The 17953-nt window shown below is 61.5% G+C and carries 11 protein-coding genes and 1 tRNA gene; 4 read left to right on the top strand and 8 right to left on the bottom strand.

Annotated features, from left to right (window positions below; all coding sequences use genetic code 11):
- Nucleotides 1–2 precede the first annotated feature (2 nt).
- Both ACUIAD_RS03200 and ACUIAD_RS03195 read right to left on the bottom strand, forming a co-directional pair.
- On the bottom strand, nt 3–1970 hold the full coding sequence (locus ACUIAD_RS03200; protein ID WP_445343659.1) for a heavy metal translocating P-type ATPase: 1968 nt from the start codon (nt 1968–1970) through the stop codon (nt 3–5).
- Between the two features lie 172 nt (nt 1971–2142).
- Nucleotides 2143–4035 (bottom strand): trypsin-like peptidase domain-containing protein, encoded by a 1893-nt coding sequence (locus ACUIAD_RS03195; protein WP_445343658.1) that lies wholly within the window; start codon nt 4033–4035, stop codon nt 2143–2145.
- 231 nt (nt 4036–4266) lie between these two features.
- On the opposite strand from ACUIAD_RS03195, the gene tgt reads away from it, so the two are divergent.
- Together tgt and ACUIAD_RS03185 are read left to right on the top strand one after the other, a co-directional pair.
- On the top strand, nt 4267–5565 hold the full coding sequence (tgt, locus tag ACUIAD_RS03190) for a tRNA guanosine(34) transglycosylase Tgt (protein ID WP_445343657.1): 1299 nt from the start codon (nt 4267–4269) through the stop codon (nt 5563–5565).
- 56 nt (nt 5566–5621) lie between these two features.
- Nucleotides 5622–5704, top strand: a tRNA-Leu gene (locus tag ACUIAD_RS03185).
- 74 nt (nt 5705–5778) lie between these two features.
- On the opposite strand, the gene ACUIAD_RS03180 is transcribed toward ACUIAD_RS03185, so the two are convergent.
- Nucleotides 5779–5832 (bottom strand): hypothetical protein, encoded by a 54-nt coding sequence (locus ACUIAD_RS03180; RefSeq protein ID WP_445343786.1) that lies wholly within the window; start codon nt 5830–5832, stop codon nt 5779–5781.
- Nucleotides 5833–6092: 260 nt separating this feature from the next.
- Here ACUIAD_RS03180 and ACUIAD_RS03175 point away from each other — a divergent pair, with 260 nt between their 5' ends.
- Nucleotides 6093–6425, top strand: coding sequence for a glycoside hydrolase family 88 protein (locus ACUIAD_RS03175; protein ID WP_445343656.1), 333 nt, complete (start codon nt 6093–6095; stop codon nt 6423–6425).
- Nucleotides 6426–6848: 423 nt separating this feature from the next.
- On the opposite strand, the gene ACUIAD_RS03170 is transcribed toward ACUIAD_RS03175, so the two are convergent.
- Nucleotides 6849–8213: a dicarboxylate/amino acid:cation symporter gene (locus ACUIAD_RS03170; RefSeq protein WP_110451502.1), complete on the bottom strand. Its 1365-nt coding sequence runs from the start codon at nt 8211–8213 to the stop codon at nt 6849–6851.
- A 164-nt stretch (nt 8214–8377) separates the two neighbouring features.
- Entirely contained in the window at nt 8378–8659 is a 282-nt protein-coding gene (locus ACUIAD_RS03165; protein WP_110416674.1) for a metal-sensitive transcriptional regulator, read from the bottom strand.
- 120 nt (nt 8660–8779) lie between these two features.
- Here ACUIAD_RS03165 and ACUIAD_RS03160 point away from each other — a divergent pair, with 120 nt between their 5' ends.
- Entirely contained in the window at nt 8780–11632 is a 2853-nt protein-coding gene (locus ACUIAD_RS03160; protein ID WP_110451501.1) for a heavy metal translocating P-type ATPase, read from the top strand.
- Nucleotides 11633–11653: 21 nt separating this feature from the next.
- Here ACUIAD_RS03160 and ACUIAD_RS03155 read toward each other — a convergent pair whose 3' ends face one another.
- Genes ACUIAD_RS03155 through ACUIAD_RS03145 form a run of 3 tightly spaced genes read right to left on the bottom strand, consistent with a single transcriptional unit; the run spans nt 11654 to nt 17745 of the window.
- Complete coding sequence (locus tag ACUIAD_RS03155; protein ID WP_110451500.1) at nt 11654–12745, bottom strand: alpha/beta fold hydrolase; 1092 nt, start codon at nt 12743–12745, stop codon at nt 11654–11656.
- Nucleotides 12746–12781: 36 nt separating this feature from the next.
- Nucleotides 12782–15112 (bottom strand): YhgE/Pip family protein, encoded by a 2331-nt coding sequence (locus ACUIAD_RS03150; RefSeq protein ID WP_445343655.1) that lies wholly within the window; start codon nt 15110–15112, stop codon nt 12782–12784.
- Nucleotides 15109–17745 carry a YhgE/Pip family protein gene (locus ACUIAD_RS03145; protein WP_445343654.1) on the bottom strand — a complete coding sequence of 879 codons (2637 nt, stop codon included), beginning with the start codon at nt 17743–17745 and terminating at the stop codon, nt 15109–15111. The genes ACUIAD_RS03150 and ACUIAD_RS03145 overlap by 4 nt, the downstream gene beginning before the upstream one ends.
- Nucleotides 17746–17953 lie beyond the last annotated feature (208 nt).

Genomic DNA, 17953 nt, shown 5'->3' with positions numbered 1-17953 from the left:
GCTCAGTCCCGGTCTATCAGCGCAGTCAGAGCCCAGAGAATGGAAACCACATCGATGGCCTCCTGCGTGAAGGCTCCGACAACCACTGGAATCAGGTCGAAGGCGGCACAGAGCATGCCCACCGTAGCCAGCGTCAGCCCCAGCATGACCGCCTGGAGCATGACCCGCTTGGTCCTGCGGGCGATGGTGATCGACCTGGGCAGGCAAGCGATATCGTCATTCATAATTACGGCCTGCGCGGACTCTGATGCGGCCGTGGTGGTGCCGTCGGTAATGGCCATACCCACATCAGCGGCAGCCAGGACCGGGGCATCATTGATCCCGTCCCCCACCATCATGGTGATGGATTTAGTCACTGACTCCCCCAGGAATTTAGACAGCCAGATGTCCCAGAAGGGCTGCCGGTTGGGCTCCTCCTTGGAGGCCTTGGCGATCAGATCGGCCTTGTCCTCAGGGAAGAGGCCAGCACGCACGTCGGCGATGCCCACCTGATCGGCGATGATCCGTGCCGAGGCCTCCTTGTCGCCGGTGACCATGGATAGACGGGTGATGCCTAACTCCCGCAGCTGGGCGATGGTCTGAGCGGCATCCGACCTGGGCACGTCTTTCATGACGACCCGGGCGGCCAAGGCGTCATCAACAGAAATGTAGGAGGCCATCTCATCAGGTGCCAGGGGGCCGAATAAATCGCTTGGATGCCCGCCAGCCACAAACTGGGCTCTGCCCACCTTGACCTGATGGCCGTCAACCAGTCCCTGAACCCCGTTGCCGGAGTCCTCACGAACCTCCCGCGCATGCAGATGGATCTCACCGCTGCTCTGTGCCCGCAACCGCTCCTTGGCGGCGGCCCCGGCTTCGGCGATCCCGTTGGCCAGGATGTGAACCGAATAGGACTCCACAGCGCCCGCCATGGCCAGTATCCGGTCTGTATCGACCTCCTGCCCCCCACCGCCAGGCAGGTCGATCTGGGACACTTGGGGACGCTTGACGGTCAGCGTGCCGGTTTTATCGAAGAAGATGTGCGAGACCCGGCCCAGATTCTCAATCACGTCCTGGGTCTTGATCAGCAGCCCCGCCTTGGCCAGCCTTCCAGTCCCGGCCATGTATGCTACAGGGGCGGCGATCAGCAAAGGGCAAGGGGTAGCCAGGACCAGGACCTGAGCGAACCGGGTCGGCACGCCGGAGATGATCCAGGCCACGCAGGCGATGATGAAGGCCACCACAGTGAAGGGGACTGCCATCAGATCGGCTGTTCTGACGACTGCAGCCCGCGAGTTCTGAGCGGAACGCACCAGGCTGAGGATTCGCTGGTATTGCGAGTCCCGGGCCAGCTGCCGCGCCCGCATCAGGAAGGTGCCCGAGCCATTGACCGCCCCGGACATGACCTGGGCATCCTGGTAGAGCCTGCGAGGCATGGGCTCACCGTTAATAGTGGACATGTCCAGGGTGGCGGTGGAGCTGATCAGCTCGCCATCAACAGGCACGGTCTCGCCGGGTTTGACCACCAGAAGGTCGTTCAGACGGACCTTATCGACCGCAACCGTGCTCCAGTCGCTCTCCTTGGGAAGGCCATGCTCCCCCTCTGACAGGCCTGCCTGGACCACGTGGGCAACCTGGGGGGCGGCCTGGACCAATACCGTCAGGTTGTTCTGCGCCTTGTTCCCGGCGTACTGCTCGATGGCATCGCCTGAGTAGAGCATGAGGACCACGGCCCAACTGGCCCAATACTGCCGGACGGCGAGGGTGGAGAGGATAGCGACCACGGCCAGAATGTCCACGCCCACGTGGCCCTGGCGCACGTCATCGATCATCCCCTTGAGGGTGTCCACCAGCGAGACGGTCACCAAGGCTGCGACCAGCCATTGAGCGGCCTGACGATAGGGGTGCCAGAGCAGGCCCATGACCAGCCCGCAAGCCAGAACCACCCAAAGCATGGGGACCTTCTTGGCAAAACCCAGGATTCTTGACATGACCACTTCCCCGCTCCGGGCTTGTCGACCCGGCAGCCGCAGCCGGAACACGGCTCTCTTCTGCTCTTGACATTTCAAGCTTATACCGCGCTAGGGCCGGCAATGAGCAACGGATATGACCAGGGGCCGCACCCGCCACGTGACGGATGCGGCCCCTGGGTTTAGTGCCGGATCACTGCCCGAAGAAGAAGCGGAAGGGATCCATGTAATCATCGTCATCGCCCGAACCGCCCTGGTCGGAGTCGCCGTCCTGACCACTGCCGTCCGAGTTCCTCCTGTTGGTCCTGGGCTTGCCCTGTACGGTCTGCTCCTCGCTGTCCAGGGTGGCGTTCACCTCGGCGGTCTTGCCGTCGCGCACCACGGTGATCTTGACCGAGTCGCCAAAGGCGGCTGCTCGGACAAAGCCCAGCAGAGAGTAGTTGTTGTTGACGGCATGGCCATTGAAAGCCACGATGGTGTCTCCGACCTTGATCCCGGCCTTGTCAGCCGGGGAGCCCGAAACCACATTGGTGACCTCGGCGCCGCCGCGGGTGACCCCGTCTGCCTGGGCTGTGCTGCTCTGGATGGTGACGCCCAAGGAGACGTGCTTGGCTTTGCCATCCTTGATGATCTCGCCGGCGACCCGCTTGACCAGGTTTGACGGGATGGCAAATCCGATGCCGATGGACCCTGCCTCAGACTTGGAGGAGGCCATGGAAGCGATAGAGGAGTTGATCCCGATCACCTCGCCTGCCGCGTTGAATGTGGGGCCGCCCGAGTTTCCGGGGTTGATGGCCGCATCCAGCTGGACCGCATTGGTCACGATGGGGTTGTTGTTGCTCTCATCCAGGACCGAGACCGGGCGGTTCAGAGCCGAAACAATGCCGGTGGTGGCCGTGTTCTCGTAGCCTAGAGGGTTGCCGATGGCCATGACATTCTCGCCCACGGCCAGCTTTTCGGAGTCGGCGAACTTCACAGGCTTCAGATCGGACGGCGCCTGATCCAGGCTGAGAATGGCCAGATCGGCAGTGGTGTCGGTGCCGACAACCTTGGCCGTATACATCTGCCCGTTAGAGAGAGTGACGTGGATCTCCTTGGCACCATCGATCACGTGGTTGTTGGTGACCACATGGCCCTGAGTGTCAAAGACCGCGCCCGATCCGGCCCCCACCCCGCTCTTGGCCTTCACCTGGATGGAGACCACGGACTCGGAGACCTGTTTGCTGATGTCCTGCCAGTCAGGAGCCTGACCGCCCTGAACCTTGGCCGTGCCCTGACCCGAGGAGTTGGAGGAGACTCCGCTGAGCGAGGGGGATGAAGGCGGGGTGATCCATCCGTTGGACAGCGCCGCCCAGCCTAGGCCCAGCATAAGGGCTGCAGCTACTAGGGCGGCCACCACGGCGGTAAAGACGTACTTGCCCGTGCCGCTCATGCTGCTGCTGGCGTTATTGGCAGGACCGGGCTGGCCGTTGGGGCCGCCGGAGCCGAAAGGCGCAAAGGGCCCCTGGCCCGAGGGTTGCCCACCCTGAGGGTTCTGGCCGACATTCTGGCCGGGCTGACCCGCCTGGCCGTTCTGACCGAACTGGCCTGGATACCCGTATTGTCCGAAGAAGCCCCGCTGAGGACCGGAGCCATACCCCTGACTCGTCTGCTGCTGACCCTCATCAGCAGCCCCATTCCGTCCGTCGTTGGCAGATGGACGTGAGCCTGCAGGAGCATAGGCTCCATACTCCGGCGCTGGCCGATAGTAAGGCTGCTGTTGTGTCTGTGCATCCTGCCCTACGGTCGAGCCGTTGACAGCGGGTACTGAAGCCCCGGCGCTGCGATCGTCATTCGACCCGTTTTTCGTAGTCGCGGCCCGGGCGTCACTACCAGACATAGGAATAGGGGTCGTAGGCCTCTGATCCCAGGCCTGGGTCTGCTGATCGCCTTCTTCTGATACGGAGGTTTGCGCAGAGTCGGTCTGGTCCTTGGAGGCTCCCGCCTCCTGCCCCTGATCGGCAGCCCCATGCTCGATGTGGCTTGGCTGCCAGGACTGACCATCGTCGCCGCCCTTCCAAGGGTCGACCTTGTGCTCTTCAGCCATTTCTGCTCCTTCGGATCAATGCCGCTGCCTGCTATTCGGTCACGCTTGTCAATCTACCCCGTCGCCTGCGCTTTTTGCCGTTTCCGACTCACAGGCGAAGAGGGTCCTCGCGTGCATTGCTACTAAGTCTAGAGCTGGAATGCTGAATATTATCTGGACATTGTATGAAAGTCATATCGACTACCCACCGGGCAGCAGGGGACGGTTGGATGTCTTGGATACAGTGGAGCCATGAGCCTGATCACCAACCCGCTGGGAGCCACGCCAGGCCGACCCGGCGACCGCACCGCTTTCTCTTTCGAGACCCTGAACCGTCTGTCCGACACCCCTGGAGGCCTGGGACGCAATGGCCGCCGCTACGGCCGTACCGGCATCATCCACACCCCTCACGGAGACATCCACACTCCCGCATTCATTCCCGTGGCCACCCAGGCGGCCATGAAGGCCGTCCTGCCCGAACAGATGCGGCAGCTGGGCGCCCAGGTCCTTCTGGCCAACGCCTTCCACCTGTTCGAACGTCCCGGCCCAGATATTCTGGACCAAGCTGGAGGCCTGGCCCGGTTCATGAACTGGGATGGCCCCACCTACACCGACTCAGGCGGCTTTCAGGTCCTCTCGCTGGGGGCGGGATTCAAGAAAACCCTGGCCATGGACGTGACTGGCATGAAGTCGGACCAAGTGATCGCCGAAGGCAAGGAGCGCCTGGCCTTCGTGGATGAGGACGGAGTCACCTTCAAGTCCCCGCTCAACGGCGACCGGCACCGCTTCTCGGCTGAGATCTCCATGGGCATCCAGCACCGCATCGGCGCCGATATCATGTTCGCCTTCGACGAGCTGACCACCCTGATGAACACCCGAACCTACCAAGAGCAGTCAGTGGAGCGCACTTTCCGTTGGGCGAAACGCTGTGTGGACGAGCACCACAGGCTGACCCAGGTGCGGACCGGGAAACCCTACCAGGCGCTGTTCGGCGTAGTGCAGGGGGCCAACTATGAGGATCTGCGCCGACGAGCCGCCCGTCAGATTGCATCCCTGGACTTCGACGGCGTAGGCATCGGAGGCGCTATTGAGAAACGGCTGCTGGGGCAGACCTGCGCCTGGATCTGCGACGAGATGCCCGAATCCCGACCCAGGCATGTGCTGGGCATCGCTGCTGTGGACGACATCTTCGCAGGCGTGGAGAACGGCGGAGACACATTCGACTGCGTATCCCCGGCCCGTTGCGGCCGCAACGGGGCCGTCTTCACCCGTGACGGCCGCTGGAACATCAAGCGCGCCCAGTTCAAGGCTGATTTCAGGCCCATCGAAGAGGACTGCGACTGCTACACCTGCACCCACTACTCCCGGGCCTACATCGACCATCTGCTTCGCGCCCATGAACTCAACGGCTACACGCTGGCCACCATACACAACGAACGCTTCTTTGTGAGACTGCTGGACGAGATACGCCAGTCCATCGACGGCGGCTACTTCGACGAGTACAAGCGGGAGACGCTGGCGAGATTCTACGCCCACGGATCCAAAGGTTGAACCAACACGCCATCATTGCGCCGTGCAGACAACCGTGCTAACCTTTCCAGTTGTCTGCGAACGTGGCGGAATGGTAGACGCGCTGTCTTCAGGTGGCAGTGAGCTGATGCTCGTGAGGGTTCAACTCCCTCCGTTCGCACGAAGCGAGATGCCGTTGGCAAGGAGTCTTCCTCGTCGACGGCGTCTTTTATATTCAGGCCTGCCAAGCTGCTTTTACAGGCGAGCGGCAATCATCTCTTCGATCTTCCCATCCTCGGCATTAGCCATGAAGTACTTTGCGAAATGCTCGCCGGAAATGTCTCTTCAAGGAAGCCCTGGTCAATCCGCTCCAGCACCACCTCTGGCAAGGGACGATAGATCTGATCCCTTGCATCACCACGCAGGATGCCGGCATTGCGAAATGAACAGGGCCACGTACTCAATCACGATCGCGCATGCTTGGACGACATCCAGCCAGGCATCCTCCTCGCCCCGCTCTATGACCATTTCGGATCCCCCCCCCGGTACAAGACCGGACCGGACCCCAGTTGGCCGACGACCTTGGAGCCTATCCGAAGAACGACGAGGGCGGATTCTGGCACAACGACGGAGTACCGAGGCGGATGCGGCTGGACGAGCTCTATATGGGCGGCTCAATAATGGCGGAATACGGCACCCGCTTCGGACGCAGGAATGTGGTGGACGAGGCTGTCAGGCAGGCCCTCCTGATGCAGAAGAAAACCCGCGTTCCTGAAACCGGGCTCTGGCGGCACGCCTATGATCCCGACCGGAAAGAACCCTGGGCCGACCCTGTAACAGGCCTCTCGCCCGAATGCTGGGGGACGGTCCATCGACTGGGTGACCATGACAGTGGTCACTGAACCGCAACTGCTGCCGCAGGGCACCCGGACCGCGAGGATATGCGAAACCTGGCCGGCAACCTGCTGACTGCCGTCTGTCGCTATCCGGGTCCCGACGGCCGCTGATGGCAGGTTCTCGACAACGTTGGCAAAGAGGGCGACTGGCCTGAGAACTCCTGCACCAGTCTCTTCGTGGCCGCCACCTGCAAGGCTTGTAGACCCAAGGCATTCCGGACAAGGCCTATCTGGAAGCGGGGCAACAAGGAGTACGAGGAGTCATAACGAGCCTTGAGCAGCAGGAGGATGACCTCCTCATCGGCGACATCTGTTAGGAACCGGCCCCGGCAGCTATGAGGAATACCGCCGGCGACCCACTAGCATCAACGACATGCACGGTGTGTGCGCCTTCCTGCTCATGTGCGCAGGAATGGAACGCATCCGGGCCTAGTCTTCTGCCTGTTGCATCTCTTTATCCTCTTCAATGTCCTGGTCGTCGAAGACCTTGCGGCCCTGGTAAAGATCAAGGTCCAGCTCATTCTCGGTCCTGGCCACGATGACTGCGGTATTGGCGGCACCAGCCACGTTCACCAGCGTGCGGCCCATATCCACCAGCTGGGAAATAGGCTGCATGATAGCGATGAAGGGTACGGGCAGGCCAGCCGCGGTGAAGAGAGAGGTGGCGGTGATTGTGGCTGTACCGGGCACGCCCACCGTCCCTACGGAAACCACCAGAGCAAAGACGATCAGAAGAGCGAAGCGCAAGGGGGTGTAAGGAATCCCCTGGGCATTGATGGCGAAGACAGCCAGGAGAACGGGCCAGAGCCCGGCGCATCCGGGCATGCCCAGATTGGCTCCCAGACTGGCCACGAAGGAAGCCGTCTCTTCAGGAACCCCGGCCGAGCGCAGCTGACGAACCGTGACAGGAATGGTGCCGATGCTGCTCTCAGAGGTGAAGGCCACCACCCCCGCCGGCCAAAGGGAGCGGAAGAAGGGCAGAGGATTGACCCGACCGACGAGGGCCAGAATCAGGGGTTGGACCAGGAAAAGCTGAATGGCCAGACCCAGGTAGGCCACCAGAAGAACAGCAAGCAGGGGCAGAAGACTCTTCAGGTTGCTGCGACCGATCGCGGCGGCGATCAGGGACAGGACCGCATAAGGAGTGAAACCGACCACGATTTGAGTGGCCTTGGATAGGACCACATTGCCCGCTTCCACAAAAGCCTTGAAGGGGGCCACACTCTGTTCCCCGCGAGAGGTTGATGCGGCCTTATTCAAAGAGACGGCCAGGAGGATGGCGAAGATCACCACAGGAATGACCTGGTTGTGGGCCCAGTTGTCTGCCAGATTCGAGGGGAAGAGACCGATCAGGGTATCAACCACTCCCGGCACCTCGTGAGGCTTGGCCCCCTTGGGCAGAGCCTGATCGAACCCTTTGCCGACCTGGAAGAGCAGCCCTAGAACCAGAGCGATCACGGCGGCCGTGAACGTGTTGACCAGCAGCAGAACGATGGTCTTCAGACTGATGTTTTTCAGCCGACCGGACCCGCCGATACGGCCTATGCTGGCGATGATGCTGAAGAGCAGGAGCGGCACTACGAGGGCCGAAATGACCTCGGACCAGACGTTGCCGAATGCCCCCACATAAGTCGTGTGACCGGAGAAGCCCACACCTACCAGGATTCCCAGCACCGTCGCTATGATGACCCGCCAACTGAAGTTGACCTTGGTCTTTCTGCTCAGCAGGGCCAGCCCCGCAAAGAGGATGACGACCACTATCAGGGCCGCCCAATCCCAGCTCGTTTCCGACATTGCCTCTCCCCTTCGATCGCTCATTGCCAGGACCGAGCGGCCCGTGACTGGAGTTCAATCTAACAGGAAAAAGACGAGAGTCCAGCGATTCACGAAAGAACGCCTATATCCGTTGCTTATGGACTGCTATTCCCTGGCGTATTAGGCCTGTCTGACCAGGATTGCTAAGAACGGACCAGGCGGGCGATTGCCTCGGAGGCCTCCTCCATCTTTTCGTCGGCCTCCTCGCCTCCCTTTTCGGCAGCTTCGCGGACGCAATGGTTCATGTGATCGTCCAGCAGAGTCAGAGCCACCGACTTCAAGGCGCTGGTCGAGGCGGCGATCTGAGTGAGGATGTCAATGCAGTAGGTGTCCGACTCGACCATCTGCTCGATGGCCCTGACCTGGCCTTCGACACGCCGGAGTCTGGTGATGGTCCGTTTTTTGTCGTTGGCATATCCGGGCAAGATGTACTCCATTCCTAGGTTGTTTCATGGCCTGCATGGCGGAGCCGGGACCGACCCAAATCCATGAAACCCATCTCGAAATTCACTATCAGTATACCCCTGGGGGGTATAGTGAGCCACATGAGCAGCATCTTGGTCCTTATCGTGGCCCTGGCCATAACAGCAGGCATCATCTGGTACTTCTTCGCGCCCAGAAAGGCCGCTCAGGCCAAGGATGAGGGCGGCATCCAGACCGTCCATATCACAGTCAAGGGCGGATACAGCCCCCAGCTGATCCAGGTCCAGGCCGGGCGACCGGTCAAACTGGTCTTCGACCGCCAGGAGAGCGGAGAATGCTCCTCGCACGTGGTCTTCAACGACTTCAACATCGACAAGACCCTGCCTGCCTTTCAAACCTCGACCATCCAGCTGACCCCGCCCAAGGCCGGCGACTACCCCTTCGCCTGCGGGATGAACATGCTCCACGGAATGCTCCGGGCCACCGATGGACCGACGACCGACAATACGGAGACACAATCCAAGCAGGAACACGGCAGCCAGTCACAAGACGAGAACCTGCAACAGGCCGAATCCGTCAAGTCCGCCCAGACCAATGGCGGCAACGACCAGGATGAGGCGGATCAGGAGCGCACGGCAGAAATCCGCGACCTGACCAGGCGATTCATCGTAGCCCTGGTTTTCACGCTCCCGGTCTTCATCCCGGCCATGTTCGGCATGTTCCTGCCCATGCCCCACGTTCTGATGAACCCCTGGGTCCAGCTGGTCCTGATATTGCCGGTTATGTTCTACTCGGGCTGGCCCATCCACCGCACCGGGTGGCTGGCCCTGGCACACCGGGCCCCGGAGATGAACTCCCTGGTCGCCCTGGGCACTGCAACGGCCTTCCTGTACTCACTGGCTGTCACCGTGGCCCCGCAACTTCTGCCTGAGGGAAGCCGCGAACCCTACTACGAAGCCGTGGGCACCATCATCACCCTGATGATCCTCGGCCAGATCCTGGAGGCACGGGCCAGGCGCGGCACCGGCGATGCCATCCGTGCCCTTGTCGGGCTCAGGCCCAAGACCGCCACCGTGGTGAGAATCGGCCAGGACGGCAAGGAGACCACACAGGAGATCGCCGTCGACGATGTGGCCGTCGGGGACGTGATTCAGGTCCATCCAGGCGAGAAGCTGCCAGTGGACGGCCAGGTCATATCCGGATCATCCTCCGTGGACGAATCCATGGTAACCGGCGAGCCCATGCCCGTCCTCAAACAGGAGGGCGATTCCCTGGTAGGAGCCACCGTCAACGGCACGGGCTCCCTGCGCTACAAGGCCACCCAGGTAGGGCAGGACACGGTTCTGGCCCAGATCATCCGGCTGGTCAAAACGGCCCAGACCTCCAAGGCACCCATCCAGAAACTGGCCGACCGCATATCGTCCATCTTCATCCCCGGGGTCATCCTGGTGGCGCTCTGGACTTTCGTAGCCTGGTGGGTGTTCGGCCCCATGCCTCGAGGCGTATACGGAATCGTGGCGGCGGTCTCGGTCCTGGTCATCGCCTGCCCCTGCGCCTTGGGTCTGGCCACTCCCCTGTCCGTGACGATCGGCACCGGACGTGGCGCCCGTGCCGGGGTGCTCTACCGGTCGGCAGAGGCCCTGCAAGGAGCCCATGACGTCGATACCATCGTCCTCGACAAGACCGGCACCATAACCCAGGGCCGACCTGAACTGGCTGATGCCTTGAGCGTGCAGGGGATGGATGAAAACCTGCTCATCAGGGCGGCCGCGAGCGCTGAGCGCAATTCCGAGCACCCCCTGGCCCAGGCCATCGTCCAGGCCGCCAAGGACCGCAACCTGGAGCTGGTCCCGGCCGAGGACTTCGATTCGGTCACCGGAGAAGGCATCGATGCGACCTTCCCCTCCGGCTCCTTCGAAGCAGGCAGGGGCGCCTTGCATGTCCTTGTCGGCAACCGCAGGCTGCTCGAAGGCAAGGGAATCGAACTTGAGAACAATATGGCGGACCAGGCAGACGCGCCATCCCTCTTCGACACCGCCCGCAGCTGGGAGGACCAGGGCCGTACGACCATCTTCGCATCCATCGACGGCAGGCTTGCCGGGGTCCTGGCAGTGACCGACCAGGTCAAGACCGGCTCCAAGCAGGCCATCCACGACATGAACAAGCGCAGCATCCAGACCATCATGCTGACCGGCGATAACCAGGGCACCGCCGAACAGGTCGGGGGCCAGGTGGGAGTCACCCGGGTAGTGGCGCAAATCCATCCCGAAGACAAGGCGAGCATCGTCAAGGCCCTTCAGGCCCAAGGGCACAAAGTAGCCATGATCGGCGACGGCATCAACGACGCACCGGCCCTGGCACAGGCCGATCTGGGCATGGCCATCGGCACCGGAACGGACGTGGCCATCGAGTCCGCCGACGTGACCCTGGTCTCGGGCGATCTGAACGCGGCCGTCAAGGCCATCGACCTGTCTGCTGCGACCATGCGCAACATTCATCAGAACCTCTGGTTCGCCTTCGGGTACAACGGTCTGGGCATCCCCATCGCCGCCGGGATGCTCTACCCCTTCATCGGCCTCCTGCTCAACCCCATGATCGCCGGTGCAGCCATGGCCTTCTCCTCCCTGTCGGTGGTGCTCAACGCCAACCGGCTGCGGCATACGCCCCTGAAGGCCAGGCCGGTCAAAGAGGCCAAGCCAATCGACATGGATGCCCTGACCAGGGACCTCAGTATTTCCACCCACCAAGAACACAACCAAGAGAAAGGAAATGAGATGGGACTCTTCCATCATCATGACGACATGCAACAGGATCAGGCACAGGCGGACAAGGTCACCGACCCGGTCTGCGGCATGTCCATCGACCCCGGCACGGCCGCAGCCAAGCGCGACTACCAGGGCAAGACCTACTACTTCTGCTCACAGAACTGCGTCAATACCTTCGACGCAGACCCGCAGAAGGTGCTCAACAAGTAGGATTGCGCGTTCTTCGTCCGATCAGCGGTCGTCAGCGAGCTGCCAAGGCTGGTCAAAAAAGTCGAAGATGCGTTCCAAATAAGGCCTCAGGACCTTGTCGGGCATCTGGTAGAGCTCGTGCATGCTGTTCGGGATGCGCACCAGCGTGGCCTGGCAGCCGCCCTGCTGAACCTGGTCGACAAAACGGTTCTGGGGCATCGGCAGCACGAAACGGTCGGGCTGTGCCTGGAAGAGCAGCAGAGGGGTCTCCACCCGACTGCACCTGTCGGGCCGCAGTATGGCCCGGCTCATCTCCAGGCTCTCCCTGACCCAGCCGAAAGTGGCGGCGCTGGTCTGGTAGTGCAGTTCTCTGGCCCGCAACTTATGGGTCCAGGCCACCCGCTCCTGGCTGCCATTGGGGTAATCGTCCATGTCCAATTCGGGACGGAACGGCCCAAATCCCGGGACCATGCTGCGAGAGCGGCCCATCATGCAGGCGGCATTGGCAGCAGTCCAGGCCACCGAGGGCATGAACCCCGTACGTGGCGCAATCATCGGCGACGACAGGACCGCCTTGTCAATAAGGGAGGGGAAGGTCTCCAGCATTCGCGCAGCCACACCGCCACCCATGGAATGGGCATAGAGCACCATGGGCTTGTCCTGGGCATACTGCTGGCCCACCTGGGAGCAGAAGGCGGCCAGGTCCGCCACATACCGATGCCAATGATCAACCCAGATCAGGCTGGGGTCGTTCACGCCTCGGCCAGAGAAACCATGCCCCCAATGCTCCGGGATGCAGACGGAATATCCCTGCATAAGGAAGTACCAGGCCATCTCCTGATATTTGTCAGCGAATTCCGAAAAACCGAAGGAGATGATTACGGCCCCGCGTACGCGAGCGGAGCCGGACTCCACCGCGCCCTGGCGGAAAAGCGTTCTGTCATAGCAGACGTAATGCAAAAGCCGTGAGGGATCAACGCCGCTGAGATGGGCCTTGTCCAACAAGGTTCCACCGTCCTCGCCGCCGTCATGGGAGATCATCCATCCGTCACTGCGGCAGGAGGCCAGGTCAGGAAGGACACGATCCTTCATGATTTGGTCGTAGCGACGCTCCTCAACCAGTTGGACGCTCATGCTCTCACCCTATACCACCTTCTGTTGGGCTCGGCCCTACATAAGCCGGGTGCTCTCGAGGTTTCTGACGATCCAGTCATTGAAGCGGATGACGGGCTTGCGCAGGACCAGCCCCAGCAGCAACGAAGGCACTAGGAAGAGGGCCAGGATGGCCATCTCCCGCCAGAACTCCATGCCATAGGCTCCGGCAACGGCCGATTGCATGGCCCCGATGGCGTGGACGAAGGGCAGGAAGGGATAGACCCCCTGGAAGAAGCCAGGCAAAGTCTCCATGGGGAAGGTGCCGCCCGAGCCAGCCACCTGCATAACCAGGAGGATGACAGCAATAGCTTTGCCAATGTCCCCGAAGGAGACGACCAGGGTATAGATCAGATTCATGAAGACGAATGAGGCGAATATCGCCACCAGCACGAACATCAGCGGATGAACGCACTGGACCTTCAAGTAGAAGAGGTCCCCCAAGGCGATCAGACAGCCCTGGAGGATGGCCAGCAGGGCGAAGACAGCGAATCTGCCGAAGTACTCCTGGTAGAGCTGAAGGCCGAAGCGACGGGCGTTGCCTGGCGACTCCGGTCGGAAGGCTCCCCAGGAGCGGCTGACCTCGGAATCCTCATCCAGGTCATCGGCCCTCTTCCAGGCATCCTGCAGGGAGTCCAGGTGCAGAACGAAGGCCTTCTTCTTGTCGGACAGGACTACCTTCATCATGGCCGCCAGAATGGTGGCACCCACCCAGATGGAGAGGATGGTGTAGAAGGGCGTCATGGCCGACCCGTAATTCATGACAGGGAAGACCGCATGCCGATGGATGCCGACCGGTGAGGACAGAAGCGCGGCCAAGGTTTCGGAATCCCCACTCAACAGGGATTTGACCTCCTGCGTATCTTCGCCCTGTGAAGCCTGGGTCAGGTGTTCCCCTAGGTCGGTCAGCTGCTTGGAGGCCTGGTCCAGACGCTGGGAGATCTCACTCAGCTGGTCCTTGGCCTGGCTGATGTCGTTGGTCATAGGGCCCGTCAGTCCAGAGGCGCCCTTGACGGTTCCATCCAAGCCCGTCAGCAGCCGGTCGGTCGAGGTGACCACAGTGTCCATGGATGAAGCCAGATCATCCAGACGGGGCTTTAGGTCATTGCGGTACTGGGTGCGAACCTGATCCACCGAGGAGCGGGCCTGGGCAATCCTGTTCTTCAGATCCTGCCGCTGGCCACCCAGCTTGTCCTTACCCTCTTTGGCTGTCTGGGAGGCCTGGCTGATCCGGTCAGCCAGGTCGCGCTGGGCCGCCTGGGCCGCGCGCATTCCGGCCTGAGCCTGATCGATGGCAGTCAGAAGAGCCTGGCGCTGGTCCGCTGTCAGACTGGAGTCGGATTCCACCGTGGCACGCAGAGCATCCAGGCTGGCGATCATCTGGTCGTAGTCGGCTGCCGAGTCCCTGATCCGTTCGCTCAGATCATTCAACTGGCTGCTTACGGCATCGCTCTGCTGACCCACCTTATCGAAGGCGTCGTCGATCTTGGATCCGATGGCGTCATAGGCACCCGAGGCCTGACTAAGAGCAGAGTCGACCGCCTGTGCCGACCCGGAAAGGGACTTGCCCAGATCCTTGGACCCCTTGGTTCCCTGGTTCAGGGCCTTCCTGGCATCGGCCATGGCGGAGTCGGACCGACCCAGAATCCTGCCGGTGGAGTCGATCATCCTTCCGGAGGAATCCAGAAGGCCCGCATAGGCATTCACCTGGCTGGAGGCAGTGGTCAGCCGCTCCGACATCTGATTGATATGGCCGGTCGTCCTGGCCAGGTAATCCTGGACCTGGGGGCTCTGGGAGTACGTGAAGACCTGGCTGGCCAGGTCGATCCCCACCTGCCCCACCGTCTTGACGAAGGTCTTGTCGATGGTCGTGGCCACGGTGTCGGCCCCCTGTTCGGTGACATGGGGAGCGATGGCGTTCTTCTTCTCGTTCAGGTAGTACTCAAGGTTGGCGTGCTTCACGTCCTGCGAGAATAGGGTCATCATGTCGGCGCTGAAATCCTTGGGAATGACGATGGCGGCGTAGTACTCGCCTGAGCGCACCCCCTCCAGAGCCTGATCGCGGTTGACGAACCTCCAGTCCAGCTGATCGTTGGCTCTCAGGGTGCTGGTGACCGTTTCCCCCACATTGATCTTGATCGGTATCAGGTCGGACTTGTATCCCTTGTCGGTGTTGGCCACGGCCACCTTGATGGCCTTGGTGTTCTTGTAGGGGTCCCAGCTGGCGGCGATGTTGAACCAGGCATAGAGAGCCGGGACGATGATCAGGCCCATCAGGACGATAATGGCGATGACGTTGCTGGTGGCATCCGCCAGATCCTTGCGCAGGATCCTCCAGATATTCCTCATCGACGGTCACCATCCTCGGGAGCGCCTTGCTCATCTCGGTTCAGAACTGATTCGCGCACGGCTGTGGTCAGCCTGGTCATGGCCGAAGAGCCCTGCCTGCGCGGGCGAATCAGGGCGTGGAAGTCCATGCCGGGACGCTCTGCCAGACCCAGCTGCTGGACATAGCTGTCGCAGATGTACTCGACGATGATCAGGTAGGCGTCGATCAGGACGATGGAGGCGATACAGGCGATGAGCATGACGATCTTGGCCTCGGTGCTGAACAGCAGGATCAGGAAGAGGACCGGCAGCAGCACCAGAGCCAGACCAGCCCGGATCAGGGTGGGATAGAGGGCCAGGAAGCGATGCGCCCGCCGCCTGATGATGGCACGGTAGTCGCCCTCGCCCAGGATGGAGCGTGCAAGGCTGCTCAGGCTCAGGCGACGGTCGGCCGAATGGTTCTGCTCGGTCAGCATCAGGTCAGTAGCGCCGAGACGCCGGTCGAAGAGGGCATTCAGGTTGAGCAGGTACCGCCGCACCACCAATCCGATCAGGAGGGCTACGGGCAGGTACCAGAAGACGTGGAGCATATCCTGCCAGTAATGGCTGCCGTACATGCCGCCGATGGTCTCGCGCATGGCGTTGATCCCATAGGTGAAGGGCAGCCAGGGGTTCAGGTTGCGGAAGAAGTCGGGCATCATCTCAATGGGATACATGCCCGAAGAGCCCGGTATCTGCAGGATGACCAAGACCACGGCCAGGGCCTTGCCGATATGCCTGAAGGAGGCGGCCAAGGCATAGATGATGTTGATGTACACGAAGGATGCGAAGACCCCGGCCAGGACGAACAGCGCCGGCTGGTGGCACTGAATGCCCAGCATCAGATCGCCCACTGTAGCGATCAGCGCCTGGAAGAAGCCGACGAAGACCAGCAGAAGCCAACGACCCAAATAGGCCTGGGTGGCTGTGCACTTGCGGATGCCCTCCTTGTCGACCTCCAGCTTGTAGATGGCTATCAGGATGAACCCGCCCACCCAGAGGGCCAGATTGGTGTAGAAGGGCGCCACGGATGACCCGTAGTTGCTGACCGGGTAGACCGTATGCGAGGCCAGCTTGACCGGCGAAGACATGGCCTTCCCGAAAGATTCCGGGCTCAATCCCAGGGTTTGGGACATCCGGTTCCAGGCGGCCGAGGACCCTAGAGCGGCCACATCGGTGCGGACCCCCTCCAGGTCGGACCTGACTGTGACCAGGGAGGCCCTGGTGGCGGACAGGGTCGACTGGGCCTGGCCGATGGTGGAATCCAGCTGGTCCAGCAAGGCATCGGTCTGGGCAGCCGTGGTGGACAGGCTGCTCAGGGCGCCCTGGAGCGAACCGTTGGAGGCGTTGAGATTGTCCAGCCCGGTAAGGAGGTTGGGCATGGTGGTTCCCGTTAGGCCTTGGCTGGCCGTTGTCAGTGCATTGATGCCTGTGCCGCCGGTGTTGGTCATAGCCGAGCTCAGGTCCGATGCGGCTTGCTTGCCCGAGTCCAGAGCCGCCGATGAGTTCTTCTTGAAGGCATCCAGGGATGCCTTCTGCTGCTGGTTGGTTTTTTTGAGACCGTCGATCTGCCGTTGGATGCTCTCGTAGGCCGGATCCCCTGGATGCAGTCCGGACTGATCCAGGCCCGACTGAAGCCGGTCCACAGCCTGTCCGTTGGCATCGACCAGCTGACCCATGCCGGAATTGACCCGGTCCACCTTGTCCTGGGTGGCGTTCAGATCGGCCGTGATCCCGCCTGCCACCGTATTCACATCAGTGACCGCACTGGACAGCCGTACCGACCCATCTGCCAGGGTCTGGTTCAGGGCAGAGGAGAAGCGAAGACTGTCATCGCGGGTCCTGGTCATATGATCCTGGGCCTTGCTCAGGGTCGCCTGAGTGGCCGATATCTGACTCTGCAGGTTCTTGATGTCGTTTTTAGAGCCGGCTACAGTCTGCCGGGCCTGGCCCATGGTGGAATCAATTCGGCCAAGCTGGCCGTCCGTGCGATTCAGCTGGTCGATGATTCCTCCCAAATCGCCCACGATTTGGCTTCGGCTCTGCTCAGCCGCGCCCTTGGCATCGCCGGCGGTCTGCAGGACCTTCCCAGCCAGGGCATCGCTGACGGCCGAGACGAAGACCGTGTTGATCTCCTGATCGATGGTGGAGGCGCCAGTGTCGGTCACCTTGGGAGCGATGGCGTTCTTCTTCTCATTGACATAATAGTTCAGAGCAGGCCTGTTCCCGGTCCCCTCGACAATGCCGACCAGATCGGCGCTGAATCGTTCAGGAATGATGATGGCCGCGTAGCACTGGCCCGAATGGACCTCTTCAATGGCTCTCTGGTCATCATCCATGAACTTCCAGCCCAGGCTTTTATGGGCACGCAGCTCCTGAATGACCGATCTGCCGGCGTTGATCCTGCCGGTTTGCGGGGATTGCGCCCCTCGGTCCATGCTGACGACGGCCACGGGCAGGTTCTTGGCGTTGCTGTAGGGGTCCCAAAGGGCCATGATGTTGAACCAGGCGTAAAGGGAGGGAAGCACGGCCACGCCGATGGTCACCACCAGGGCCACGGGGTTGCGCAGTATCCGCCAGAGATCTCGCCTGAAGATGGCCAACACGGTCTTCACCGCCAGGCACCTCCTTCTTGTCTGTCCAGGGACCAGGGCATTGACCTGCTCCGCTCGGATTGGCTTCGTCCTCCCAGGACCTACATCCGGCCCGAGTATAGCCACCCTTCCTTACTGGCCCAGACCGGTCAGCTGATCGTGAATGCCCATGCGAAGTTGAAGCGGCAGGGCATGCATGTGACCATTGGTGGTTTCATCGTATATGAGT

Source organism: Bifidobacterium sp. ESL0819, assembly GCF_052606245.1.
This window is presented reverse-complemented; position numbering and strand designations above follow the sequence as displayed.

What these genes read in the sequence shown, in the direction of transcription:
- ACUIAD_RS03170 (WP_110451502.1), bottom strand. Translation starts at nt 8,213, where the DNA reads ATGTCGGAAACGAGCTGGGATTGGGCGGCCCTGATAGTGGTCGTCATC.
- ACUIAD_RS03200 (WP_445343659.1), bottom strand. Translation starts at nt 1,970, where the DNA reads ATGTCAAGAATCCTGGGTTTTGCCAAGAAGGTCCCCATGCTTTGGGTG.
- ACUIAD_RS03155 (WP_110451500.1), bottom strand. Translation starts at nt 12,745, where the DNA reads ATGAGCGTCCAACTGGTTGAGGAGCGTCGCTACGACCAAATCATGAAG.
- ACUIAD_RS03195 (WP_445343658.1), bottom strand. Translation starts at nt 4,035, where the DNA reads ATGGCTGAAGAGCACAAGGTCGACCCTTGGAAGGGCGGCGACGATGGT.
- tgt (WP_445343657.1), top strand. Translation starts at nt 4,267, where the DNA reads ATGAGCCTGATCACCAACCCGCTGGGAGCCACGCCAGGCCGACCCGGC.
- ACUIAD_RS03150 (WP_445343655.1), bottom strand. Translation starts at nt 15,112, where the DNA reads ATGAGGAATATCTGGAGGATCCTGCGCAAGGATCTGGCGGATGCCACC.
- ACUIAD_RS03160 (WP_110451501.1), top strand. Translation starts at nt 8,780, where the DNA reads ATGAGCAGCATCTTGGTCCTTATCGTGGCCCTGGCCATAACAGCAGGC.